The sequence below is a fragment of the Rugamonas aquatica genome, from assembly GCF_009380215.1.
Taxonomy (GTDB): Bacteria; Pseudomonadota; Gammaproteobacteria; order Burkholderiales; family Burkholderiaceae_D; genus Rugamonas; species Rugamonas aquatica_B.
In genome coordinates, this window is the sequence record NZ_WHUG01000010.1 from 17459 (window position 1) to 43190 (window position 25732).

A 25732-nucleotide genomic window follows, 5' to 3' on the forward strand; every position below is an offset into this window, starting at 1 on the left:
CTAAGCCGATGAATAACATGACCGACATGGGCGAGCAGATCGACGCAAAAAAACTGCTCGCCACGCTGATGGCACTGAAAAAAGGCGACTTCACCGCCCGCATGCCATCCGACTGGACCGGCATGGCCGGCAAGATCGCCGATACGCTGAACGACATCATCGAGACCAAGGAAAAAATGGTGCAGGTGGTGACGGACGTGAGCCGCGTGGTGGGCCGCGAAGGCCGCCTGACGCAGCGCGCACAGGTGCCGAATATGTCCGGCGGCTGGGCCACCATCGTCAGCGCCGTCAACGCGCTGATCGACGATCTGGTGCGCCCGACCACCGAGATGGCGCGCGTGATCGGCGCCGTGGCGAAAGGCGACCTGTCGCAGACCATGGCGCTGGAAGTGGACGGCGTGCCGCTGAAGGGCCAGTACCTGCGGGCGGCAACCACCGCCAACACCATGGTGGAACAGCTGTCGTCGTTCTCCTCCGAGGTGACGCGGGTGGCGCGGGAGGTGGGTACCGAGGGTAAGCTGGGCGGCCAGGCGCAGGTGAAAGGCGTGGCCGGCACCTGGAAGGACTTGACCGACTCGGTGAACTCGATGGCGGGTAACTTGACGTCGCAGGTGCGTAACATCGCCGAGGTAACGACGGCGGTGGCCAACGGCGACTTGTCCAAGAAAATCACGGTGGACGTGCGCGGCGAGATTCTGCAACTGAAGGACACCATCAACGTGATGGTGGACCAGCTGCGTTCCTTCGCATCGGAAGTGACGCGGGTGGCGCGTGAGGTGGGCACCGAGGGTAAGCTGGGCGGACAGGCTTATGTGCCGGGCGTCGGCGGCACCTGGAAGGACTTGACCGACAACGTGAACTTCATGGCGTCCAATTTGACGGGCCAGGTGCGTAACATCGCGGCGGTGACAACGGCGGTGGCGAACGGCGACTTGTCCAAGAAGATCACTGTGGACGTGAAGGGCGAGATTCTCGAACTGAAAAACACCATCAACGTGATGGTGGACCAATTGTCCTCCTTCGCATCCGAAGTGACGCGGGTGGCGCGTGAAGTGGGTACCGAGGGTAAGCTCGGCGGCCAGGCGCAGGTAAAAGGCGTGGCCGGTACGTGGAAGGACTTGACCGACTCGGTGAACTCGATGGCGGGTAACTTGACCGGCCAGGTACGTAACATCGCCGACGTGACCACCGCCGTGGCCAACGGCGACTTGTCGAAGAAGATCACGGTGGACGTGAAGGGCGAGATTCTCGAACTGAAAAACACCATCAACGTGATGGTCGACCAATTGAACTCCTTCGCCTCCGAGGTGACGCGGGTGGCGCGGGAAGTGGGTACCGAAGGTAAGCTGGGCGGCCAGGCCAACGTGCCCGGCGTGGCCGGCACATGGAAAGACTTGACCGACGGCGTGAACTCGATGGCGGGTAACTTGACCGGCCAGGTGCGTAACATCGCCGACGTGACCACCGCCGTGGCCAACGGCGACCTGTCGAAAAAGATCACGGTGGACGTGAAGGGCGAGATTCTCGAACTGAAAAACACCATCAACGTGATGGTGGACCAATTGTCCTCCTTCGCATCGGAAGTGACGCGGGTGGCGCGTGAGGTGGGCACCGAGGGTAAGCTGGGCGGACAGGCATATGTGCCGGGCGTCGGCGGCACCTGGAAGGACTTGACCGATAACGTGAACTTCATGGCGTCCAACTTGACGGGCCAGGTGCGTAACATTGCGGCGGTGACCACCGCCGTTGCGCGTGGCGACTTGTCCAAGAAAATCACGGTGGACGTGAAGGGCGAGATTCTCGAACTGAAAGACACCATCAACGTGATGGTGGACCAACTGTCCTCCTTCGCATCCGAGGTGACGCGGGTGGCGCGTGAAGTGGGTACCGAGGGTAAGCTGGGCGGCCAGGCCAACGTGTCCGGCGTGGCCGGTACGTGGAAAGACTTGACCGAGAACGTCAACCAGCTGGCGGCAAACCTGACCAACCAGGTGCGGGCGATCGCGGAGGTGGCGACCGCCGTGACGCGAGGCGATTTGTCCCGTTCCATTCAGGTGGAGGCACGCGGCGAGGTGTCCTACCTGAAGGACAACATCAACGAGATGATCCGTAACCTGAAGGACACCACGCTGAAGAACGCGCAGCAGGATTGGCTGAAGACCAACCTGGCGCGCTTCACCCGCCTGCTGCAAGGCCAGCGCGATTTGCAGGCCGTGACCAAGCTAATTCTGTCCGAGCTGGCGCCACTGGTGTCGGCCCACCACGGCGTGTTCTACATGATGGACTCGCAGGAATCCGACGCCCGCCTGCGCATGATCGCCAGCTACGGCTACCGTTCCAGCCGCAAGCTGCCGACCTCCTTCCTGCCGGGCGAAGGCCTGGTGGGCCAGTGCGCGTTGGAGAAGGTCCGCATCTGGCTGACCGACGTGCCGCGCGATTATATCGTCGTCTCGTCCGGCCTGGGCGCGGCGCCGCCGACCAACATCGTCGTGCTGCCGATTCTGTTCGAGCAGCAGGTCAAGGCGGTGATCGAGATCGCCTCGCTGGACCGCTTCACCGAAACCCACCTGTCCTTCCTCGACCAGCTGATGGAATCGATCGGCGTGGTGCTGAACACCATCGAGGCCAACAGCCGTACCGAATCGCTGCTGACGCAATCGCAATCGCTGGCGCAGGAACTGCAACAGACCAACCAGGAGCTGGCTGAAAAAGCCCGCCTGCTGTCCGAGCAGAACATCGAGGTGGAACGTAAAAACCGCGAGGTGGAGCAAGCCAAGCTGGCGCTGGAAGAGAAAGCCACCCAGCTGGCGCTGTCCTCCAAATACAAATCCGAATTCCTGGCGAATATGTCGCACGAGCTGCGCACGCCTCTGAATTCGCTGCTGATCCTGGCGCAGCAGCTGGGCGACAACCCGGATGGCAACCTGTCCGGCAAACAGGTGGAATTCGCCAAGACCATCCACGGCTCCGGCTCCGACTTGCTGACGCTGATTAACGACATTCTGGATCTGTCGAAAATCGAATCCGGTACCGTCACGCTGGACGTGTCCGAGTACCGCTTCCAGAATCTGCGCAACTACGTCGACCGCACCTTCCGCCACATGGCCGAGGCCAAGCACCTGGGCTTCTCCGTGGAGCTGAAGGAAAACCTGCCGACCGCGATGATGACCGACACCACGCGCCTGCAGCAGGTGCTGAAAAACCTGCTGTCGAACGCGTTCAAGTTCACCACCCACGGCCAGGTCTCGCTCAGTATCAGCCTGGTGAGCAGCGGTTTCTCCAGCGACCACCCCAACCTGCTGCATGCGGACGCGGTGCTGGCCTTCGCCGTCTGCGACACCGGCGTCGGCATCGCCGCCGACAAGCTGCAGCTGATCTTCGAAGCATTCCAGCAGGCCGACGGCTCCACCGCCCGCAAATACGGCGGCACCGGCCTTGGCCTGTCGATCTCGCGCGAGCTGGCGCGCCTGCTGGGCGGCGAGATCCGCGTCGAATCGGCGGTCGGCAACGGCTCCACCTTCACGCTGTTCCTGCCGTATAACCGCGCAGGCTTCATCAACTACGACATGGGCCGCCAGCCGCAGGTGCGCCTGCCGTCGCCGGCCCCGCAGGTGGTGTACACGCCGCCGCACTACAGCGAACTGGCCCAGCCCGACCACGAGAACGGCACCGCCATCACCGACATCGACGCCGACATGGCCGATTACGGCAGCAGCGACGACCGCGGCCTGGTGGCGCCGGGCGATCCGTCGGTACTCATCATCGAGGACGACGAACGCTTCTCCAAGATCGTGCTGGACTTCGCCCGCGAGAAGAACTTCAAGGGCATCGTCACCATGCAGGGCGATTCGGCACTGAGCCTGGCGCGCGACTACCTGCCGTCCGCCATCCTGCTCGACCTCGACCTGCCGGACATCGACGGCTTCACGGTGCTGGACCGCCTGAAGCGCGACCCGAGCACCCGCCACATTCCGGTGCACGTGATGTCCAGCCTGCGCGAACGCGAACGCGCGCTGCGCCTGGGCGCGATCTCCTACCTGAACAAACCGGTCAGCAAGGCCGCGCTGCAGGAAGAGTTCAGCCGCATCCAGAAGTTCCTGTTGGGCGGCAAACGCAGCCTGCTGGTGGTGGACGATGAGCAGATGCAGCGCGACGCCATCGTCGCCCTGATCGGCGACGCCGACCTGCACATCGTCGCCGTCGACACCGGCCAGGCGGCGCTGGACGCGCTGCGCGAAGCCCGCTTCGACTGCATGGTGCTGGACCTGACGCTGCCCGACATCAGCGGCTTCGATCTGCTCGACATCATCGGCAAGGACGAATCGCTGCGCGACCTGCCTATCGTAATCAACACCGCCAAGGAGTTGAACCGCAAGGAAGTGGCCAAGCTGAAGCGCTACGCCAAGACCATCGTCATCAAGGACGCCCGCTCGCCGGAACGCCTGCTGGACGAAACCGCGCTGTTCCTGCACCGCTCGCAGGCCAGCCTGCCGGAGGCGCAGCGCCGCATGCTGGAAGAGATCCACGCGGCCGATGGCGGCCTGGCCGGCCGCAAGGTGCTGATCGTCGATGATGACTTGCGCAACATCTTCGCGCTGTCGTCGCTGCTGGAGCGCCAGCAGATGCAGGTGTCGTTCGCCGAGAACGGCCGCGACGGCATCGAGGTGCTGGAAAAAGATCCGACCATCGAGATCGTCCTGATGGACATCATGATGCCGGAGATGGACGGCTACGACACCATGCGCGCGATCCGCCGCATCCCCAAATTCAAATCGCTGCCCATCATCACGCTGACGGCGAAGGCGATGAAGGGCGACCGCGATAAATGTATCGCGGCCGGCGCGTCGGACTACATCACCAAGCCGGTGGACGTGGCGCAGCTGCTGTCGCTGATGCGGGTATGGCTGCACTGATGGCGGGCATGAACTCGTTATTTGCCTCGTTGCGGGCGGCCTTGCGGCCTGCGGATGCGGGCGGTTCGGACCATGTTACGCCGCCGGACCAGCACTCCCCGCCGGCCGCCGGGCCGCGCCGGCAGCCGCCGTCCACCGTCGAGGAACTGGAGCAGGAGCTGCTGTTGGAAGCCGTGTTCCAGGTCTACGGCTACGACTTCCGCGGCTACCAGCGCGATGTGGTGTCGCGCCGGCTGCAAGCGGCGATGTCGCAGAAGTCCGTCGCCACCATCTCGGCCATGCAGGCGCTGGTGCTGCACGATCCGCAAGCCTGGAACGCGCTGCTGCGCGAGCTGTCGGTGGAACCGGCGCTGATGTTCGACGATGCCTCCGAAGTGGCGCTGCTGCGCATGTCGCTGGGCGTGTGCCTGCACGGGGCCGCGCTGCCGCGCGTGTGGCTGGCCGACTGCGCCGGTGCGCAGCAGGCGTGGACGCTGGCCATTCTGCTGGAACAGGAACAGCTGGGCGCGCGCACCGAGATCTACGCCACCGTCTCCAGCGATGCGCTGCTGGCGGAAGCGCAGGCCGCCAGCCTGCCGATGGCGCGGCTGGGCGAGCTGCAAGCGAACTATGTGCGCAGCGGCGGTGTCGGCAAGCTGCTCGATTATTTCGAAGTCAGCGGCGATGGTCTGCATGCGGTGCTGATGCCGCAGCTGCGCAGCCGCATCACCTGGGCCCAGTACAACCTGGTGACGGATGCTTCGTTCAATGAATTCCAGATGATCGTGGGCCGACGCGCCCTGCCCGACTTCGGGCCGGCACTGCGCCAGCGCGTGCTGCAGCTGTTCGACGACAGCCTGGCGCAATCGGGCCTGCTGGTGCTGGACCGTCCGCTGGAAGCGGGCGATCCCTTGGCCAGCCATTACAAGCCGGTGTTTCCGCACCAGCCCTGGTACAAGCGGGTGGCTTAAGCGCGGCGTTAGTAAGGCGCGGCGGCGCTCGGCCGTTCGGCGATGCGGTCGCGCCAGGCCTGCAGGTGCTCCATGCCTTCCGCGCCGGGACGGAACTTCATCAAGCCACGGCCGAACTCCAGCGCGCAGAACGCCGTGATGTCGGCGATGGTGAAGCGCTGCCCGGCCACGAACGGCTGGGTCGCCAGCACGCCGTCCAGCCAGCGCGCGGTCTCGCGCATCTTCTCGCCCTGCGACGCGCCGAAGTCGGCAAACTGCGGCTGCTCCAGCATCGCCAGGCCCGGATGCGTATGGCGCACGCAGTTGGCGATGCCGAGGAACAGGTGCAGCTCGACGCGGCGGTCGGTCATCTCGATGAAGGCGCGCTCGTCGAAGCCGTCGCCCATCAGGTTGGGCTCCGGCGCATAGCCTTCCAGCCAGGTGCAGATGGCGCGCGTTTCGCACAAGACGCGACCGTCGTCCAGCTCCAGCGCGGGCAGGCGGCCGAAGGGATTCTTCTGCAGGTACTCGGCGCTGCGGTGCGCGCCGCTGAGCAGGTCGATCGACACATGCTCGATACCGCTCAGGCCCTTCTCAGCCATGAACATGGCGACCCGGCGCGGATTAGGCGTGCGCGGCGACGTGAAAAACTTCATATCCAACTCCTTTTTTCGCATGATGGGCATAGCGCATGATAGCCGCATTGGCGCCGTTGCGGCATCCCCGCGCTAGCGACTATCAAGATTGACATTCCAACCAGATCGCCGTAGATTGCTCGTTGGCCCACGAAGCCAATAACGGTTTATATCGTATGCCTATCGGCTCACCCTACTGAAGGACATTGCATGCAACGCAGTTTGATTTCGCTCGCCGTGATGGCGCTGCTCGGCCTCTCTTCCGGCCTGGCTCCAATGGCTATAGCTGCCACCTCCGCCGCGCCGGCCGCCAAGGCCGCCAAAGTCACCACCCAGCTTCCCCGCAACGCCGTGCCGACGCACTACGCCGTGTCGCTGGTGCCGGACGCCGCCAACAGCAGTTTCAGCGCCAGCGTCACCATCGCGCTCGATATCAAGCAAGCCAGCAGCAGCATCACCCTCAACGCCTCGGAGCTGAAGTTCAGCGCCGCCGCGATCAGCGCCGGTCCGGGCAAGCCGGTGCAGGCCGCCAGCAAGATCACGGTCGACGACGACAAGCAGACCGCCACCTTCCAGTTCGCCCAGCCGCTGGCCGTGGGCAGCCACCAGCTCAAGCTGGACTACACCGGCGTGATCGGCACCCAGCCGACCGGTATGTTCTCGCTGGACTACCAGAACGGCGGCGAAAAGAAGCGCGCCCTGTACACGCAATTTGAAAACTCCGAAGCGCGCCGCGTGATCCCGTCGTGGGACGAGCCCTTCTACAAAGCCACCTTCGCGCTGGAGGCCACCGTGCCGGCCGGCCAGATGGCGGTATCGAACATGCCTGTCACCGCCACCAGCAAGCTGGCCGACGGCCGCGAGCTGGTGCGCTTTGGCACCTCGCCTAAGATGTCGACCTATCTGCTGTTCTTCGGCCTGGGCGAGTTCGAACGCGCCACGGCGGTCGAAGGCGGCACCGAGTTGGGCGTCGTCACGCAAAAGGGTTCGATCGCGCAGGCGCAGTTCGCGCTCGATTCGTCGGTCGCCGTGCTGAAGGAGTACAACGACTACTTCGGCGTCAGATATCCGCTGCCTAAGCTGGACAACATCGCCGCGCCGGGCCGCAGCCAGTTCTTCAGCGCGATGGAAAACTGGGGCGCGATCTTCACCTTCGAATCCGCGATCCTGCTCGATCCGCGCACCGCCACGCAGTCGGACAAGGAAACCTCCTTCCTGGTGGCCGCGCACGAAATGGCGCACCAATGGTTCGGCGACCTGGTGACGATGGCATGGTGGGACGACCTGTGGCTCAATGAAGGCTTCGCCTCGTGGATGGAGTCGCGCACCACCACCCGTTTGCACCCTGAGTGGAAATGGGAACTGCGCGCCGTCGGCACCCGCGAGCAGGCCATGAACCGCGACGCGCTGGCCACCACCCATCCGGTGGTGCAGCACATCGGCACCGTCGAACAAGCCAGCCAGGCCTTCGACAGCATCACCTACCAGAAGGGCGAGTCGGTCATCCGCATGCTGGAGAACTACGTCGGCGACGACGCCTGGCGCGCCGGCGTACGCAGCTACATGGCCAAGCATGCTTACGGCAACACGGTGTCCGACGACCTGTGGCGCGAAGTGGAAAAGGCCGCGCACAAGCCGGTGACGGCGATCGCCCACGACTTCACGCTGAAGCCGGGCGTGCCGATGATACGCGTGGCCGACGCGGTCTGCAAAAACGGCCAGACCACCATCGCGCTGACGCAGGGTGAGTTCAGCAAGGACCAGACCAACAAGAAGCCGCTGAGCTGGCGCGTGCCTGTGATCGCCCAGACCGTGGGCGGCGCCACCGCCAGCACCATCGTCGCCGGCGGCAAGGCCAGCATGACGCTGCAAGGCTGCGGCGCGGTACTGGTCAACGCCGGCCAGAGCGGCTACTACCGCACGCTGTACGCACCGAAGGCCTTCGCCGCGCTGGCCGACCGCTTTGCCGGCCTGCAGACCATCGACCAACTGGGCCTGCTGTCGGACAGCTGGTCGCTGGGCATGGCGGGTTTGATGCCGGCCTCCAGCTTCCTCGACCTGGCCAGCCGCGCGCCGCTGGACGCCGCGCCGCAGGTGTGGGACCAGATCGCCGATTCGCTGGTCACCCTGCACTACAGCTACGAAGGCAAGCCTGAACAGCAGGCGGCGCTGGACCGCTACGCGCGCAAGCGCCTGGCGCCGGTGCTGGCCCGCATCGGCTGGAACAAGGCCGCCGATGAAGCGGCGCCGGTCGCCAATCTGCGCGAGACGCTGATCCACGTGCTGGGCGCCGTCGGCGACGAAGGCGTGGTGGCCGAAGCGCGCCGCCGTTACGCGGCCTCCGCCACCGACAAGGATGCGATGCCGGCAGCGCTGCGCCGCCCTATCCTGGGCGTGATCGCCGACAACGCCGACGCCGCCACCTGGGACAAGCTGCACGCCGCCGCACAGGAAGAGAAGTCGTCGATGATCAAGAGCGAGCTGTATGACCTGCTGGGCACCGCCAAGGACAAGGCCCTGGCCCAGCGCGCGCTGGAACTGGCGCTGACCGATGAAGGCGGCGCGACCGAAGGCGCGTCCATCCTGAACCACGTGGCCGGCCATCATCCGGACCTGGCTTACGATTTCGCCGTCAGCCACCACACGCAGATCGAGAAGAAGATCGACGCCAGCTCGCGCAGCCGCTACTTCCCGGGCCTGGGCGGGCGTTCGTCCGATCCGGCGATGATAGACAAGCTGCGCGCCTACGCCAAACAGTACCTCGCGGCAGACGCGCAGGGCGACACCAAGACCGCGATCGCTTCGATCCAGTACCGCGTGAAACTGCGCACCGCCCGCCTGCCGGAAATCGACGCCTGGCTGTCCAAGCACGGCTGATAGCAAAAAAAAACCAGCGTCATCGCGAGATGATGCTGGTTACGAAAACGCTCGAAAGCGTGGGGATGGCCGCTTGCCCGGCGGCGATAGTGCCGCCTGGGCGAATTCTGTGCCGGGCTTGATGGAGTCCGGCAACCGGGCGCGAGGCTTAAACCTCGCGCTACAGGTGTTACTTTGCCAGCTAACGCCTTGCATAGGCTTAGGGATTCATTAAGGTGAAACTTAAGGGGGGAAAGAGGCGGTGGTGCCGGTGTTTCAGGCCACCGGCGAGCCTGCTGAGTCATGCTTTGTGAAATCCCGTACCAGCTTGGGCACGGAGACCAGCTGGAGCACGCTGGGACCAGCGAGACGCATCATAATGGGGCATTATGACGGCCAAATGACCACACGCGCGGCTATGACAAAAATCTACAGGTATCAAAAAATCATCGCACTGGCGGCCTTGCTGGCCGCTTGTTCCCCGCTGCCGACCAGCTCGCCGCCTGCCCGGCCCGCGGCGCAGCCGCCCGTCGTGGAACCGGCCCAGTCCCCTGCCGCCAACGCCCTGACGATAGACGGCGCGCAATCGCTGATCGCCGTCACCGTGCGGCGCGGCGGGCTGCTGGCGCGGCTGGGACACGATCATCTGGTGGCCAGCCGGCACGTCAGCGGCACCGTGTCGCCGGCGCAGAACCGTGCCGACTTCCAGTTCCGCCTCGACCAGCTGACGGTCGACGACGCCGACCTGCGCACCGCCGCCGGCCTGGAAAAGCAGCCTTCGGCCGACGCCATCGACGGCACCCGCAACAATATGCTGACCCGCGTGCTGGACGCCGAGCGCTATCCGGTGGTGAGTGTGCACGCCGAGCGCGGCGCCGCCGGCCAGCCGCTGCAGGTGGCGATCACGCTGCACGGCGTCACCCGCATCATGGCGATCCCGGCGGACATCCGCGAAAACAACGGCGTCATGACCGTCACCGGCAGCGTCAACCTGAAACAAAGCGATTTCGGCATCACGCCGTTTTCCGTGATGGCGGGCGCGCTGGCCGTGCAAGACCAGCTGGAACTGCGCTTCACGCTGGCGGCAAAGTAAGCCTTTCTTGCAAATCGCCTCATTTGAGCTAAACTATCGTCTCAAAGGAGGCATACATGTCAGATTTCAAAACTCTTGAAAAACCAGCTCCAGTTCGGAAAGAACGCGGATCGATGACAAACTTCTATCAAGATGATCCACAAACGCGCATCGCCACGATCCGCTCAGGTATCCCAGCCTCGATAGTCGGTGAGCTGTCATCGACGATGGGGATGAGTAAAGAGCTGCTGCTTGGCAGCCTCGGCCTGTCCCGCGCAACCATCAGCCGCAAGGAGAAGGACGAGACGGCATTGTCGAAAGACGAATCCGAGCGTGTACTGGGCATAGCGACCTTGATCGGCAAAGTGCAGGCAATGGTGGAGGAGTCCGGCGATCCGACCGGTTTTAACGCGGCACATTGGGTTGCGGACTGGTTAGCCAAACCACTGCCGGCGCTTGGCGGCGCAACGCCGGCAAGCTACATGGACACGTTCGAAGGGCAGAAGCTTGTGACTGAATTGCTGTCCATGAGCCAGAGCGGAGCCTATGCATGACCATGGCCTTGTGGCGTATTGCCGTCGAGGCGCCAGCCTATACGGCCAACGACCTTAGCGGTACCGGCGCCAAGATTTCGGGCGGGCGCTGGAACAGCATCGGCACGCCGCTCATCTACAGCACGCCAAACATCGCCCTGGCGACAATAGAAACGGTCCTGCACATCCGCACTGGCGGCCTGCCATTCAACCGCTTCCTGGTGCGGATCGACGTTCCCGACGACGCCTGGAACGCGCGCATCGTGCTCGACCCGCTGCCCGGAGGCTGGGACGCCGTGCCGTCAGGAATGACCAGCCGGACGACTGGCGACGCCTGGGTTGCGTCATGCAGTTCCGCGTTGTTGCTTGTGCCATCGGTGAGTGTCCCCGATGAATACAATGTGCTGATTAATCCCCTGCACCCGGACGTCGCCACCATGACAGCGACAACCATTAAACGGTGGATTTACGATCCCCGCTTCTTTTCTTGAGCGCAAAAAAAAAGCCCGCAGCACAAAGAGGCGCGGGCCGAAAGTTTTCAAATCGGGAGAGACTTGAAAGAGCAAAGCCAGTATCGCAGTGCAGCATTACGTCCTGATGACATACGCACCCCGAACGGACTTTTTTTTGCTCTTTAGCGGGAAATAATCAATTTCAGGCCCAGACCGACGAAAATCGCGCCGGCCACGCGGTCCATCCACATGCCGGCACCCGGATGACGGTTGATCCACGCGCCCACGGCGCCGGAGAAATAACCCAGCAAACCAAACAGCAGCACGCCCTGCGCCGTGAACAGCAAACCCAGCTGCGCGGTCTGCCAGCTGACCTCGCCACGCTCGGCCACCACGAACTGCGGCAGGAAGGACAGGAAAAACAGCACGACCTTGGGATTGACGGCATTGGCGAACAGCCCCTTGGCAAACAATTTGCGCAGGCTTTCATCCGGCAAGGCCGAGCCGTCGACGCGGGCGCCGCCACGGCTGCGCAGCGCGCCTATGCCCAGCCAGATCAGATACGCCCCGCCCAGCAGTTTCAGCGCGCCGAACGCCAGCGGCGACGCCTTGATCAGCGCGCTCACGCCCAGCGTGGCCAGCAAAGTGTGGCTCAGGCAGCCCAGCGCGCAGCCCAGGCCGAACACCATGCCCTGGCGCCGCCCGCGCGACATGCCGACGCTGAGCACCATCAGATTGTCCGGCCCCGGCGATATCGTAATCAGCAAGGCGGCGCTGAGAAAACCTATGAATTGTTCTGGAGAAATAAGCACGGCGGCATTCCTGTGGCGCAAAGGCGCCATCTTACCCGTCCCGGCCACCATGCGCCAAGCATCGGTCTGTGCCATAGGTCAATTTTTGGATAAAAGAATAAGTTCTCGTTTAAAATGGAAAAAATCACTAATCGAGACCGGCGGCCATCGGAACACTAATGAGTAAAGCTTGCAAGATGTCTTACGGTCTGCCACGTGGTGCCATCCTCGTGCTGCTGGCGATGCTGGCATGGTGGCAACTGTTGTTTACTCCCGTCGCCGCCGCCGAGACGCTGCCAGCTGCGATCAGCGTCAATACCGCCAGTATCGATCTGATGACTACCGGCAAGCTCTATCTGGACGAAGGCCAGCCCTTTCCGGTCGACGCCACCGGCTTGCCCAAGCTGCTGGCCGGGCTCAAACCGGCCACCAAGGTCGACCTGCTGGGCGGCGGCTACTGGCTGTACGCCGAGCTGCGCAACGATAGCCACCAGCCGGCCTGGGTCATCGATCCCAACGATACGCTGATCGACATGGTCGACATCCAGGTGTTCGGCCCGGACGGCAGCGCGCGCCAGATGCTGACCGGCTACCGCCAGCCGCACGCCTACCTGCTGCACTACGGTAAAGACGTCGACCTGCAGCCGGGCCAGCGCTACCAGGTGCTGATACGCTTCGCCAGCCCCTACTATGCGCGCACGCCGGTGATGTCGGTGCTGCCGCGCACCGCCTACCAGCAGCTGGTGGCGCGCGAGAACGTGCTCATCATCGGCTCCATCGGCGCCCTGCTGGCGCTGACGGTGTTCAACTTCTTCATCTACTCGATCACCCGCGACAACTCCTCGCTGTACTACTCGCTGTACGTGCTGTGCTACGCCATCGCCTGGGGCATGACCTTCCACATGACGGCCGACCTGTTCGGCTGGCACAACCTGCAGTGGCATTACGTGCCCTTCTTCCTGCTGCCGGTGCTGAGCACGCAGTTCTACACCAACTTCCTGCGGCTCAAGGAGCATTCGCCGCTGCTGCACAAGCTCAGCCGCATCAACATCGTGCTGCCGCTGCTCACGCTGCCAAGCTGCTTCCTCTACCTCAGCTACGCCCACACCATCGCCACCATCGTCATCTCGATCTGGATGGCGATGGCGCTCACCAGCGGCATCGTGGTCTGGCGGCGCGGCTATTATCCGGCCCGTTTCTTCGTGCTCGGCTTCGTCGCGCTGATGGTGCCGGGCCTGTTCATCCTGCCCGCCAACCTCGGCCTGATCCCGGCCATGGTGACCAATGCCCAGCTGTTCACGCTGCTGGGCGGCACGCTGGACGGCGTGCTGCTGGCGTTCGCGCTGGCCGACCAGATCCGCCTGCTGCGCAACACGCTGGAGCAGCGCGTGCAGGAACGCACCGCCCAGCTGACCGAAGCCAAGGAGCATGCGGAAGTGGTCAGCCGCCACCGCATCGACTTCCTGTCGGCGATGAGCCACGATATCCGCACCCCGCTGGCCGGCGTGATCGGCATGATCAAGTTCGCCATGCGCGACCAGTCGGTACGCGGCCGCACCGAGGAATACCTGCGCATCGGCCTGCAGAACAGCGAATCGCTGCTGGCCATCCTCAACGACATCCTCGACTTCTCCAAGATCGACGCCGGCCGCCTGTCGATCGAGACGGTGGACTTCGACCTGATCGAACTGGTGGACGACGCCATCGGCATCCTGCAAGGCCAGGCCGACGCCAAGAGCCTGCTGCTGCGCTGCGACCTGGCGCTGGACATGCCGCGCTACGTGCGCGGCGACCCGACCCGTCTGCGCCAGATCCTGCTCAACCTGCTGGGCAACGCCATCAAGTTCACCGACCGCGGCGAAGTGCGGCTCGACGCTTCGGCGCTGCTGACCATAGACGGCCGCACCAGCGTCAGCTTCGACATCACCGACACCGGCCCCGGCATCCCGGCCGAAACGCTGCCACGGCTGTTCCAGAAATTCGAACAGGCCGACCACTCGACCACGCGCCGCTACGGCGGCACCGGCCTGGGTCTGGCGATCTGCAAGGAGCTGGTCGAACTGATGGGCGGCTCGATCGCCGCCGAAAGCCGGGTCGGCGTCGGCTCCACCTTCAGCTTCACGCTGCCGCTGGCGCTGGGCGCGGCGCCGGAGATCGATCCATCCAGCCTGCCGCGCAAGGAGCACCACGCCTACCGCCTGCGCGTGCTGTGCGCCGAGGATGTGCGCACCAACCAGATCATCGTCAGCACGCTGCTGGAGAACATGGGCCACGACATCCGCGTGGTGGAAAACGGCTTGCAGGCGCTGCATGCGCTGAGCAGCGCCGCCTACGACCTGGTGCTGATGGACGGCCGCATGCCGATGATGGACGGCGAACAGGCCGCGCGCCTGATCCGCAGCGGCGGCAGCGAAGACTACCGCGTGCTCGATCCGGGCATCCCGATCATCGCGCTGACCGCCAACGCCAGCGACCATGACCGCGCGCGCTACCTGGCGGTGGGCATGGACGGCTTCCTCAGCAAGCCGGTCGACGAGCGCCTGCTGTACGACCAGATCGAGAAGACCATCGCCCAGCACCTGAGCCGCGGCCGGCCGCTGCGGCCTACCGACGCCGCGCGCCTGACCGCCGTTCGCGCCGAATCGCTGGACGAGCAGTTCGGCGTGGCGCCGGCCGTCGAGAAGCGCATCGATCCGGCCACCGTGCAGATCATGCCGCTGGCCGGGCTGTCGCACTCGCATATGCAGCGCATCACCCAGGCCTTCCTCGACGAAGCGCCGCGCCGGCTGGAAAGCGCGCGCGCCGCCGTGGTGGCCGGCAACGCCAACGCGGCGGCGGCGGCGATCCACGCGCTCAAGGGCAGCGCCGGCTATCTGAGTTCGACCCATCTGCACACGCTGTGCCATGAGATGGAAGCGGCGGCCAGCGCCGGCAATCTGAACGAAGTGACCGACCGCTTGCCCGGCGTGGCGGCCGCGCTGGACCAGGCCTGCAACGACCTGCGCCGCGCCGCCAGCAATGACGTCAACATGTCGCAGCCCGCCTCCACCACCTGATCTGCCAGCCGTGAGCCACGCCGGCGCGGACGCTGCTACACTCTGGGCACACCATCCAGGAGCAGACAGCATGTCCAACCGCACCCTCAACCTGACCGATACGCTGTACGACTACGTGCTATCGCATTCGCTGCGCGAGCATCCGGCGCAGACCGCCTTGCGGGAAGCAACCCGCAGCCATGAACGCGCCACCATGCAGATCTCGCCCGAGCAGGGCCAGCTCATGGCCATGCTGGTCAAGCTGACCGGCGCCCGCAACACCATCGAGATCGGCGTGTTCACCGGCTACAGCGCGTTGAGCGTGGCGCTGGCGCTGCCGGCCGAGGGCCGCATCCTGGCCTGCGATATCAGCGACGACTACACCCGCATCGGCAAGCCGTTCTGGGCGCAGGCCGGCATCGCCGACAAGATCGACCTGCAACTGGGCCCGGCCCTGGCCACGCTGGACGCGCGCCTCAAGGATGGCGAAGCGGGCCTCTACGACTTCGCCTTCATCGACGCCGACAAGGTCAATTACGACGGCTACTACGAGCGCTGCCTGCAACTGGTGCGCCCCGGCGGCTTGATCGCCATCGACAACACGCTGTGGAGCGGCCGCGTGACCGAACGCGCCGACAGCGACGACACCGCCGCACTGCAGGCGCTGAACATCAAGCTGCACCACGACGAACGCATCGACCTGTCGCTGCTGCCGCTGGGCGACGGCCTGACATTGGCGCGCCGCCGCTAGCGCAGGCCGGCATGGGATTCCGTGCGCTGCCTTGCTTACGCAGTCCGACAGCGGCGCGGCGTGTACGCCTACTTTCAGCGCCGCCGGGCTGGCTTACGATAGGGGTTCGGAGCGGCCTCACGCTCCGCCCTATCAAAGGAGAGCGATCATGACCCATCCCAGCGACAAAGGCTTCAAACCCGGCGCCAACATGCCCCATGACGACTACGATCCGGAACACGAAGGCATGAGCGAGAGCGGCAACCATGCCACCGGCCATCCGGCCAACGACACGCCGCACGCCAGCCAGCAGCAGGGCCGCCAGCCGGCGCGCTCGGAACAGAGCATCCGCCAGGGGAACCTGAGCCGCAGCATGCCGCGCAGCCGCTGACGGCCCGCCCCCGCGCTAGAAGTCCGTCTCGCCCTCGATGACGGCCGGGTGGCCGCTGATCGCGCGCGAGGTCTGCATGCCGGCCATCGTCGCCGCCTCCACGCAGCCGGCGTTCAAACCGGTCTTGATCCAGTCGCCCGTCAGGTACAGATTGGAGTAGCCCGATTGGTCGGTTTGCAAGCGGTACTTGGTGCTGTTCACCACCGACATCACATACCGCTCCGACGGATCGACATTGGCCCGCCAGTACTGGCTGTCGAAGCGCGCCACGCCGGTGGCCTCGCTGCCATCGACCAGCCATTGCCACGGGAACGCGCCGGCCGGTCCCGCCGCCGGCCACAGCGCGGCGATCTGCCCGCTCAGTTGGCCGATCGCGCCCTGCTTCGCCAGCGCCGCCATGCGCGCCGGGAAGCCGGTGTCGCTCACCGGCGGGTAGCTGTCCACCGTCAGCGCGCTGCAGAAATAGGACACGTTGCGCGGCGCCAGCGGCGGCGCCCAGTCCTCGCGGCACAACAGCTGGTCCATCGGCGCCCAGGTGTCGTAAGGCTCGCTGAACCCGCTCAGCACCGGCTGCTGGCCATCGGGCTGATAGCTCCAGCCCATCTGCGCCAGATCCTTGTTCAGCCAGACCTGGTAAGCCTGCGTCGCCACCGTCTGCACCTTTTCGTAGGTGGTGTTGAGCGCGGGGCTGTGCGCCAGCAGCTGCGGGCACACAGCCTTCAGCGAGCCGACCGAAATGCCGAACACCACCTGGTCGAAATCGATGCCGCGCTTGAGCGTCAATACCGGCAGTTCCTTGTCGAAGTGCTGGTGGTACAGCCTGGGCCAGTCGCTCCAGCTGGATTCCAGGTTGACGTCGTGAGCCTGCAGCAGCGCGGCCTGCGCCGGATCGATCTGCTCGTAGTTGGGCGTGCCGGGCCAGCAGGCCAGGTTCTTCACGTCCACCAGCGGATCGTAGTCCGCGCCGGCCAGCGCCACCTGCTGCGTCATGCGGATGCTGCCGATCTGGCGGCCGTCCGGCACCAGCTCCTCGACCTTGTGGAAGAATTTGAATTTGACGCCACGCGCCAGCAAGGCCTGGTACAGCGGCGTAAACACCGTGTCGCCCATCCCGGCCTGCATCTTGAACATGATGCCGCCCTTGTAGGCCAGGCCGATACGCGCCATCGCGCGCAGCAGCGTGCCGGCTTCGATGTTCGGCTTGTCGAAGTCGCCGCCCTCGTAGGCGAACACCAGGTCGTAGAAGCCGCGCACCGGCGCCGAGTCCACGCACAGCACGTCGTCGCCGCCGTGCTTGCGCAGCCAGTCCTTGAAGTCGATATCGTTGATGACGTCGAAGCCGTTGCGGATCACGCCATCTTCAAACACGCCCTTCATCACCGTCACGCCGAGATCGAGGCAGATGAACAGGCGGCGGATGTCGTCGCTGGCGTCGCCCTCGCCGCTATCGACCAGGGCGCGGTAGCGCGCATGCAGCTTGCCGCGCACGCCCACCAGCGCGCCGGCCAGCGCCAGGTGCTGGCCTTCGGTGTGCTTGCCGACGTCGGGCGACATATTGGCCAGCATGCCGTACAAGGCGCTGCCCAGCAGCGACATGTCCTCCAGCAGCTCGTGCACCGACGACGTCACGCCTTCGGCCAGATGGTACAGCCAATCCGGGATGATGCCGGTGTGGTGCGGATGCGGCGGCAGGTTCATCGCGCGGGTCAGCTTGTCCAGGCCGTCGATCCATTTTTTAATCCAGGAGAACATGGCCTCGGCCATGGTCCACAGCGTGATCTGTTCGTCGCCCTCGCCCGGCTCACCCGGCAGCGGCGGGAATACGATGGACCAGTTGTGCCACTGCTCGCCGACCTGCTCGGACAGCGCCACATAATCGTGCTGCTTGAAGGCGTCGCGCCAGGTCGCCAGCGGTGCGCCGGGCGGGCGATCCAGGCTGGCGTAGGCCGCCTTGATCATCTTGAAGGCGTTGGCGTAGAAGCCGAACCAGATGTGCAGGCCGTGTTCCTCGATGCGCTGGCCGTACCTGGCATTGCGGCCGCTGGCGCCCTTGCCGCCCAGTCGCCAGCCCTGCTGGTAGACGGTGATGTCGTAGTTGTTCTGCCAGCCCGGCAGGTCGCTCAGGTACCAGGCCGCCGTCATCGAGCCGACGCCGCCGCCGAGGATGGCGATCTTCTGCGGCGCGATGGACGAGTTGTCGATCAATTCCTCGCCCGGCTGCGCGGTGAAGTCGAAGTGCAGCTTGTACGGCAGGATGGCTTGCTGCGCGCCCAGCTTCAGACCCAGCGTCTGCTGCAGCGGGAAGCTGTCGAAGGCGTGCAGCACGCACTCGTATTCATAGCCCAGCAGTGTGCCGCTGTGTATGCGGTCGATGGTGGCCGGCGCGGCCAGGATGGCCTGGTACACGGCCTTCAGGCCGGCGCTGTCGGGGAACTGCTTGAGGAAGATCTGGTCGATGCGCGGATTGCGCAGCAGCGAGATGATGTCGTCCCACCCCGCCACGTCGAGGTTGAAAAAATCGGGGATGGAGAGGAACAGCTCGATCGCCTGTTCGATCAGATCGAGCACGCTGGTGATGGGCTTTTCGATGCCGGTCTTCCGGGTCGCGTTCACCTCCAGCAGCGGGTGCATGGCGATCCTGGTTTCCGGCGCAAACGGCTGGAAGCCCTTGGCCGCGACCGCGCAGCGCAGCGGCTCGGCGTCGGCTTGCGGGATCTCGTACTCGCACAGGTATTTGGGATAGCCGAACAGCTCGCGGCCGTTAATCAGCGCCATCGCGTCGTCGACGAAGATGTGCGCGGGGTAGTAGTAGATGTGGGCCAGCTCGCCCTCGTCGTCCATGGCGCCGACCATGATCCAGGTGACGATGTCGATCTCGGTGATCCAGCCCTTGGCATGGTCGACCGGGGCCGCCGAATCGGCGTGGTTGACGCGGGTGAAGGTCAGCAGCACATACGGCGAAATCGCCTTGAAGCGCATGCGCTGGCCGGCCACCTGGTTCAGCGTGCCGTCCAGCGTGGCCTGCAAATTGGACAGCTCGCCCTTGACGAAGAAGCCGTACATCTCGGCGTTCTTCAATTGCAGCGGCGAGTGCATCATCACCGAGCCGCCCTGGTAGATGTATGAAGGTCTTGTCGCCATGAACTCATCCGTATCCGCAGTTCAACAATCGTCCAGTGTATTGCAAATCGACAGATAGTTGCCGAAAAAATCTGCGGCCGTGGGTGTACGATGTCGATTACGCCACAGAGAAGGAAAACCGCATGGGCCGCGACCATCACGAAAACCGCGCCTGGGTCCGCATGCCGTCGGAGCGCCGGCTGGATTTGCTCGATCCGACACCGTTCGACTGGGAAGACAGCGACCTCGCGCTGGGCCTGGCGCGCACCTATCGCTGGGGCGGGCATTCGGCATGGCCGCTGCCGCTGTCGGTGGCGCAGCATTCGCTGACGGTGATGCACCTGCGCGTCGCGGCCTGCAAGGCGGTCGGCCTGGAACTGGCGCCGCTGGCGGCGCTGCGCGAGCTGCTGCACGATGCCGAGGAAGGCTTGCTGGGATTCGATTGCGTCTCGCCGCTGAAGCCGTTTCTGGGCGAAGGCTTCAAGGCCCTGACGGTGCGGCTGGAGAGCGCCGTCTTCCTGCGCTACGGCCTGCCCCGCTGGACGCCGAAGGAACACGCCGCGCACAAGATGGCCGACCGTCTGGCGGCCGCCAGCGAGGCGGTGCATGTGGTGGGCTGGTCGGCCAGGGAAGTGCTGCACACGCTCAAGATCAGCGTGCCGCCATTGAACGACGATCCGCTGCAGGCGGTCTACGGCGGCACCGCGTGGGAACCATGGCCGCCCGCCGTCGCCAGCGACCGCTTCCTGGCCGAGCTCGACCGGTTGAAGGCGCTCAGCGCTTAAACCTTGGGGTCAAGTCTGACATTTGGACACGACCACGGCTGTAGGGTTCGATACGCTCCAGTTCGTGTCCAAATGTCAGACTTGACCCCACCTTTTAGCGCATGGCGACCCGCTCACGGGGGCGCTACACTAGAGCCTGAATTTCAACCCTGGAGAATTTATGGCATCAGCCGACAACGAACTGGCCAACAACGCCAAACTGACCGCGCTGGCGCGCGCGCTGCGCGACCTGCACAAGCAGCTGATCCACGTGGAGACCCAGTACTTCGGCGCGGTCGGCAGCGCGCTGGAACACTTGCAACTGGTGGCCAACCATCCGCATTTCGCCTGGCTGCAAAAGCTGTCCGGCCTGATGGCGCAGATGGATGAACGCCTGGACGAACCGGAAGCCGTCACGCTGGCCGAGGCGCGCACCTTCCGCAAGGCGATCGAAGCGCTGATCGGCCCGTCCGAAACCGGCGACATGGAGTTCCGCACCAAGTACAACACGCTGCTGCACGACGGCACGGACATCGTCATGGCCCACGGCGCCGTGCGCAAGCTGCTGGCCGCTATCGACGGCTGAGCGCCGCTAGGCAGTCTCCGCCGGCCCCGAGCCGATCAGGGTGGCGCCGCATGAAGTCTTCATGCCCTCCACCGCCACCTTCACGCCCATCATGGTGACGCTCACCATGCCCTCGGCGATCACCGGCGAGCCGGAACAGCGCGGACAGCTGACCCGATGGCCGACGCCGGCCACCGGCTTGCCATGGATGGTCAGCAGCGGGAAGCCTTCGAGGACGCGGCCGCCGTGCGAGGTGCGGTCGCCGAGGCGGATGATCGCTTTACCGGGCATGCCTGGTCCCCGCACTTATTGACGAAACAGGACGGACAGCTTGGCGTCCGTCTTCTTGCCGCAGCTGCCGCGCAGTTGCGCGTCGCTCAGCTCGTCGTCGAAGGACACTTGCTGCAACGCGCCCTTCAGCGGCAAGACCAGCGTGACGGCTTCGTCATAGAACATCAGGATCGGCGGCATGGCCTTGCCCTTGCCGTCCTCGGGATTGAAGACTTCCAGCACCGCCTTGCCGCCCTTTTCTTCGAAACCGGCAATCGCGTGGCCCGCCACCTTGAAGCGGCAGGCGCCGGCCTGCTGTTCATAGACGTAATCGAAAGAAGGCACGCCCTTGGCGTCGACCTTCCATTGGCTGAGCTTGAGCGTGTGCTCGACGCCGGCGCGCTTGGTGGTGAACGACGGCGCACCGTCGAAGGCTTGGCTCAGGCTGGAACACAGCAGCAGTGCCGCGAACAATACTTTATTGCGCATACATAAATCCTGTCTAGTGAGTGGAACTGGCGGTCATCGGGGCGTGGTCGCTTTCCACGTCGTGCAGCACATAATCGTCGTCGTAGTGCGGGTAGTCGGACGGATAGCGATAGACTACCACCATCGTCTTCGGACAGCGGCTGTGGCTGACTTCATGGTTCTCGCCCTGGTTGCCGCCCAGCGTGGCGATCTGGCGGCCGTTCGGACTGATGCCCGCCACAAAGGTGACGTGGTGGCCGCCGGTGGGGAATTTGATCAGCGCCACCGCGCCCAGCGCCGGCTTGTTGTCCTTGGTCGGCCGGCCCCATTTGGCGAACGACGCCGCCAGCGCGCTGCCGTTGCCCTTGTAGCCGGTGCGGCCCAGGCACCAGTTGACGAAGGCCGCGCAATACGGGGTTTCGTCGACCGAGGCCGAGCGTTTGTCCAGCGAGGGTGTCGCGGTGAAGTATTCGAGGATGCGGGCGTCGTTCTTCCCCTTGCCGGTGCGGCGCTTGACGCCTTTTTCGAATTCTTCCTGCGCGAACTTCATCCATGGCGCGCGGCTGGAGTGCATCAGGTCGGTCTGCGGACGCTCCTCCGCGTTGCGGAAGAACACCGTATGCAGACCGGTCGTCCCTCTCGACAAAGCCTGTCCCAGCGACGCCAGCGTGATGCCGCCGCTGCCGCCGTCGTGATCGTTGGCGGCCGGGGCAGCGGGCTGCTGCGGCTTGGCGGCGGGCTTGTCGTGCGCACCCTGCGCGGCGCCTTTGCCCGCGGCCGTGCCGTGGGCCGCAGGAGCGCCATGCGCGGCGGCCGGCGGCGCGGCATGACGTTTTTCCTGCTCGGCCAGCTGCGTCTTCACATCGGGCACGCGCAGGATCTGGTCGGGGCGGATGATGTACGGCGAGCTGATGCCGTTGGCTTCGGCAATCGCCTGGTAGCTGGTCTGGTGCGCGCTGGCGATCGAGGCCAGGCTGTCGCCCTTGAGGACTTTGTAGTCCTTGAACTTGGTGACGGCCGATGCCCCGGTCGCAGCCGGCTTGGCCGCAGGCGGCGCGGTGGCAGCCGGCGCAGCCGATGGCGCGGCGGCCGGCTTGGGCGACGCTTTCTTTTCATGCTCGCGCGTACTGGTCTGCGCGGTAAAGGTCGGCGCGATCAGGGTCGCGGTCTTGTCGGTGACGAGCTTGTCCAGCTTGACCGGGTCCACGTTGACCCAGGCGTTCTGATCCTTGTCGAACACCTTGAGCTGGATGTTGACGCTCTTGGGAGCAATGCGGATCACGAAACGGCCATGTCCATCGGTCACGACCTCGGCCTGCTTACCGTCCAGCAGCACCTGCACCTTGCTGTTCTTGATCGGCAGCTTGGCGCCATCGAGCAGGAATACTTCAACCATCGGCAGCACCGGGCCGCAGCCGCGCTCTTGCGCGCGGGCGATACCGCGCCGCATTGTCGGCCCTGAAAACACAGTCGCCAGCTGGTCCACGTAATCGGTCTCGGTGGCGTAGCCGGCTTTTTTCAACGCCTGCGCCTCCAGCATGAAGTTGCCTTTGACCTCGGGCTTGAACAGACCGCTCTTGGTGTAGATGGGATTTTCTCTTAAAAACTTGGTCCGGTCGCTCAGGCTCTCAAGCTTGGAAGCATACACGCGGAAAGGCGCATCCACCCACTCCGTCTTTTTATGGATCGTTTCCCGCACATGAAAGACCTTGGATTCGCCTTTCCAGCTGCTGTCCGCCTTGATGTTGAAGACATTGTTCGTGCCGGGCAAAACCTTCTCACCCCAACCAGTCTCCTGTGCCGCCTGAGCCAGAATCAGCTCCCACGAGCAACCCGTCTGATCGGCCACCACGCGTGCCGGACAATACAAGTCGGCGATGAAATTCAGTTTGTCTTCGTATGTGTATGCCATCATTGGGCTCCGTTCTCGGAGGAGTAGAAAAACAACTTGCCAGCCTGGTTTTTTGCGATCGCCGACCATAGCCGTCCAGCAGTCGCGACCTGGACAACCTGATCATCCATCCATTTCAATTCGATTTCCTTGCCGCTGAAAGGGTCAATTTCCAGCAGCGCCATTGTTGCCTTTCCGGCGTTGTCGTCACACGTTTCGCGCAACGCAATCAAGCTCCTCCCATACGCAGCAATCGCATGAGTGTCGCAATAGCGGCTTGGGTAGGTTCGCATTGGCAACGGCTTGCCGTCGGGCGACACGGTCAACAGCGTTGTGCTTCGACCAGCATTGCCAAGCACATGGATGGTGCCGTCTGCGGCCACGCCGGCACTCACAGCCGGGCGCGCATCCAACTGCGGGTGCGCACTCCACGCATAGCCGCCTGACAGCCGTATCCGCGACGCGGCGAAGTCGTCAATCACCTGGTTTTTCGCTATCTTGGCGGGTGCGAACATGCCAGCGGCATACACGCTGTCGCCAACGATGCGGACGCCGCGGTGGGACGTGTAGGCGCCAGTCTTGCGTATCACTGGCTCACCCTGTACTTGCAGCGCCAGATTGAGAACAGTCGTGTAGACCGAATAGTACTCAAAATCCTGATCCTCGCTTTTCAGATAGCCAGCGACCTTGATACCGTCCGAAGCCAGGTCCATCGCATAGCCATATTGGCCGCGGGCCGGATTGACCAAGCGGCGTCTGGCAAGCTGGAGGCCCTGGGCGTCGAAGCTGTACACATAGGTCAGCGTCTGCGTGATCGGGGGTGAACTCTTCGTATCCACGTTGGCCAGCAGATAGACCCTGTCGTTCGTGGGCAGGCACTGAACGGGGAACAGTCCCGCATAACCATCCGGAACCGGGAAGGTCTTTTGCCAGCGGATCGCATTCCTCCCACGGTCTATCGCGATCAGCCGGCCGGTCGAAGCGCCCAGGTCGTCGCTGTCGACACCGGCGATACAGACCTGTTCGCCATCGGCAGAGAACTCCATGCTATAAACGCTGAAGCTCTTGTCGCGCAACGCCAGTGCGAGCTTCTGCGGCGCCGCCTGCGAGCAGGCGCACAGCGTCCAACCTAGCGCTGCCCAGAAAAATTTCTTACGGCTCATTCAGCGGCCTTCACGGCGCCGGTGTACAAGACCGGCTTGCCGGACTTGTCCTTGCCCACCACCGCCCAGGAGTCCGGATCGGCGGTCAGGTACAGCGGTTCCTCGGCTAACCAGTCGAGCAACTTTTCAGTCTTGCTCTCCGGATTGATCGACACCATCACCGAGCGTCCGCCTATGCTGTTGCAGGGCTTGCGGATGGCAAGGTAGTCGTTGCCATATTCAACCAGCGCCCGTGTTTCGCAATATTTGCTGGCATAGCTGACTTCCGGCCCAAACTTGCCGTCCGGCGTCACCTGCAACAACGACGACGTCTCTTTTTGGTAAGCCAAGCGGAATACGCTGCCATTGGCGCCGACGCCGGTGTATCCCGAAAGAGAGTTCGCGGTAGGAGGACGCTGGCTCCACAGATAGCTGCCGTTCAAACGCAATTTCGACACCGCGTAATCGCCATCGCCCTCCTTCTTGGAGAGTTTGTATGGATAGAAATTCCCGGCGATGTGCAAGCTGTCGCCGACTATCCGCCCGCTCGGGAACGGCGCAAACGCTCCGGTCTTTTTGATCGAAGGCTTATCGGCTTTCAATGCCGCATCCATCCCCTGCGTGAACACAGAGTAGTATTCGAAGTCGTCGTCCTCGTCCTTGATATAGCCGGCCACCTTGATGCCGCCTGGCGTAGCCGCCATGGCATAGGCAAAGTGGTCGCTCCCTGGAAGGTCCAGCACTTTGTAGCCGGTCTGCTTGCCTTGCAAGTTAAAGCTGTACACATAGGCCAAGGTGTGCCGCAGCGATTTGACGCTATCCGTATCGACATTGGCCAGCAGATAAACCGCGCCGCCATCCTTCACGCACTGCACCGGATAGATGTCGGAATGGCCGTCCGGCGCAGGCAGCCGTTTCTGCCAGCGCACCGTACTGCTTGTGCGGTCGATCAGCAGAAGCTGGGCGGTCGCACGGCCGTTCTCATCCGTATTGGTGCCGGCCAGACACAGGTCTTTTCCATCGGCAGAAAATCCTATGTTGTGCGGCAAAAAGCGGGTGCCTGCCACAGGCAAAGGCAGTTGCAGGCGGACCGGCTGCGCCGCGTTCGCCACCGTCAAAAAGTTCAGTCCAGCCACCACTACGCACAAGCATTTTTTCATGTCATTTCTCATTTC

General features: G+C 64.0%; 19 protein-coding genes. 11 read left to right on the forward strand and 8 right to left on the reverse strand.

What is annotated here, in order from left to right; genetic code table 11:
* Positions 1 to 8 precede the first annotated feature (8 nt).
* Positions 9 to 4913, forward strand: coding sequence for a hybrid sensor histidine kinase/response regulator (locus GEV02_RS21870; RefSeq protein WP_152840087.1), 4905 nt, complete (start codon positions 9 to 11; stop codon positions 4911 to 4913).
* 8 nt (positions 4914 to 4921) lie between these two features.
* On the forward strand, positions 4922 to 5863 hold the full coding sequence (locus GEV02_RS21875; RefSeq protein ID WP_235922875.1) for a CheR family methyltransferase: 942 nt from the start codon (positions 4922 to 4924) through the stop codon (positions 5861 to 5863).
* Between the two features lie 8 nt (positions 5864 to 5871).
* On the opposite strand, the gene GEV02_RS21880 is transcribed toward GEV02_RS21875, so the two are convergent.
* Positions 5872 to 6498 (reverse strand): glutathione S-transferase family protein, encoded by a 627-nt coding sequence (locus GEV02_RS21880; protein WP_152840088.1) that lies wholly within the window; start codon positions 6496 to 6498, stop codon positions 5872 to 5874.
* Positions 6499 to 6687: 189 nt separating this feature from the next.
* On the opposite strand from GEV02_RS21880, the gene GEV02_RS21885 reads away from it, so the two are divergent.
* From GEV02_RS21885 to GEV02_RS21900, 4 genes are all read left to right on the forward strand, one after another.
* Positions 6688 to 9354 carry a M1 family metallopeptidase gene (locus GEV02_RS21885; protein WP_152840089.1) on the forward strand — a complete coding sequence of 889 codons (2667 nt, stop codon included), beginning with the start codon at positions 6688 to 6690 and terminating at the stop codon, positions 9352 to 9354.
* A gap of 397 nt (positions 9355 to 9751) precedes the next feature.
* A complete protein-coding gene (locus GEV02_RS21890; protein ID WP_152840090.1) occupies positions 9752 to 10426 on the forward strand; it encodes a YceI family protein in 675 nt (224 codons plus the stop codon).
* 56 nt (positions 10427 to 10482) lie between these two features.
* On the forward strand, positions 10483 to 10959 hold the full coding sequence (gene parS, locus GEV02_RS21895; RefSeq protein WP_235922876.1) for a type II RES/Xre toxin-antitoxin system antitoxin: 477 nt from the start codon (positions 10483 to 10485) through the stop codon (positions 10957 to 10959).
* Positions 10956 to 11429: an RES family NAD+ phosphorylase gene (locus GEV02_RS21900; RefSeq protein ID WP_152840091.1), complete on the forward strand. Its 474-nt coding sequence runs from the start codon at positions 10956 to 10958 to the stop codon at positions 11427 to 11429. Before parS ends, GEV02_RS21900 begins: the two co-directional genes overlap by 4 nt.
* A gap of 143 nt (positions 11430 to 11572) precedes the next feature.
* Here GEV02_RS21900 and GEV02_RS21905 read toward each other — a convergent pair whose 3' ends face one another.
* Positions 11573 to 12202, reverse strand: coding sequence for a LysE family translocator (locus GEV02_RS21905; protein WP_328595886.1), 630 nt, complete (start codon positions 12200 to 12202; stop codon positions 11573 to 11575).
* A 158-nt stretch (positions 12203 to 12360) separates the two neighbouring features.
* Here GEV02_RS21905 and GEV02_RS21910 point away from each other — a divergent pair, with 158 nt between their 5' ends.
* The 3 genes from GEV02_RS21910 to GEV02_RS21920 all read left to right on the forward strand — a co-directional run bounded on the left by GEV02_RS21910 (position 12361) and on the right by GEV02_RS21920 (position 16337).
* A complete protein-coding gene (locus tag GEV02_RS21910; RefSeq protein WP_152840092.1) occupies positions 12361 to 15237 on the forward strand; it encodes a hybrid sensor histidine kinase/response regulator in 2877 nt (958 codons plus the stop codon).
* 70 nt (positions 15238 to 15307) lie between these two features.
* Entirely contained in the window at positions 15308 to 15967 is a 660-nt protein-coding gene (locus tag GEV02_RS21915; RefSeq protein WP_152840093.1) for a class I SAM-dependent methyltransferase, read from the forward strand.
* Between the two features lie 148 nt (positions 15968 to 16115).
* Positions 16116 to 16337, forward strand: coding sequence for a hypothetical protein (locus tag GEV02_RS21920; protein WP_152840094.1), 222 nt, complete (start codon positions 16116 to 16118; stop codon positions 16335 to 16337).
* A 15-nt stretch (positions 16338 to 16352) separates the two neighbouring features.
* On the opposite strand, the gene GEV02_RS21925 is transcribed toward GEV02_RS21920, so the two are convergent.
* Positions 16353 to 19478 (reverse strand): NAD(P)-binding protein, encoded by a 3126-nt coding sequence (locus GEV02_RS21925; RefSeq protein WP_152840095.1) that lies wholly within the window; start codon positions 19476 to 19478, stop codon positions 16353 to 16355.
* Positions 19479 to 19600: 122 nt separating this feature from the next.
* Between GEV02_RS21925 and GEV02_RS21930 the strand changes: the two genes are divergently transcribed.
* Both GEV02_RS21930 and GEV02_RS21935 read left to right on the forward strand, forming a co-directional pair.
* Complete coding sequence (locus GEV02_RS21930; RefSeq protein ID WP_152840096.1) at positions 19601 to 20242, forward strand: phosphohydrolase; 642 nt, start codon at positions 19601 to 19603, stop codon at positions 20240 to 20242.
* 160 nt (positions 20243 to 20402) lie between these two features.
* Positions 20403 to 20807 carry a hypothetical protein gene (locus tag GEV02_RS21935; RefSeq protein ID WP_152840097.1) on the forward strand — a complete coding sequence of 135 codons (405 nt, stop codon included), beginning with the start codon at positions 20403 to 20405 and terminating at the stop codon, positions 20805 to 20807.
* A gap of 6 nt (positions 20808 to 20813) precedes the next feature.
* On the opposite strand, the gene GEV02_RS21940 is transcribed toward GEV02_RS21935, so the two are convergent.
* Genes GEV02_RS21940 through GEV02_RS21960 form a run of 5 tightly spaced genes read right to left on the reverse strand, consistent with a single transcriptional unit; the run spans position 20814 to position 25717 of the window.
* Positions 20814 to 21077 carry a PAAR domain-containing protein gene (locus GEV02_RS21940; protein WP_152840098.1) on the reverse strand — a complete coding sequence of 88 codons (264 nt, stop codon included), beginning with the start codon at positions 21075 to 21077 and terminating at the stop codon, positions 20814 to 20816.
* A 15-nt stretch (positions 21078 to 21092) separates the two neighbouring features.
* A complete protein-coding gene (locus tag GEV02_RS21945; RefSeq protein ID WP_152840099.1) occupies positions 21093 to 21545 on the reverse strand; it encodes a hypothetical protein in 453 nt (150 codons plus the stop codon).
* A gap of 13 nt (positions 21546 to 21558) precedes the next feature.
* Positions 21559 to 23439, reverse strand: a complete 1881-nt coding sequence (locus GEV02_RS21950; RefSeq protein WP_152840100.1) for a TIGR02594 family protein — start codon at positions 23437 to 23439, stop codon at positions 21559 to 21561.
* Entirely contained in the window at positions 23436 to 24578 is a 1143-nt protein-coding gene (locus tag GEV02_RS21955; protein WP_152840101.1) for a hypothetical protein, read from the reverse strand. The genes GEV02_RS21950 and GEV02_RS21955 overlap by 4 nt, the downstream gene beginning before the upstream one ends.
* Positions 24575 to 25717, reverse strand: coding sequence for a hypothetical protein (locus GEV02_RS21960; RefSeq protein WP_152840102.1), 1143 nt, complete (start codon positions 25715 to 25717; stop codon positions 24575 to 24577). Before GEV02_RS21960 ends, GEV02_RS21955 begins: the two co-directional genes overlap by 4 nt.
* Between the last annotated feature and the right edge of the window lie 15 nt (positions 25718 to 25732).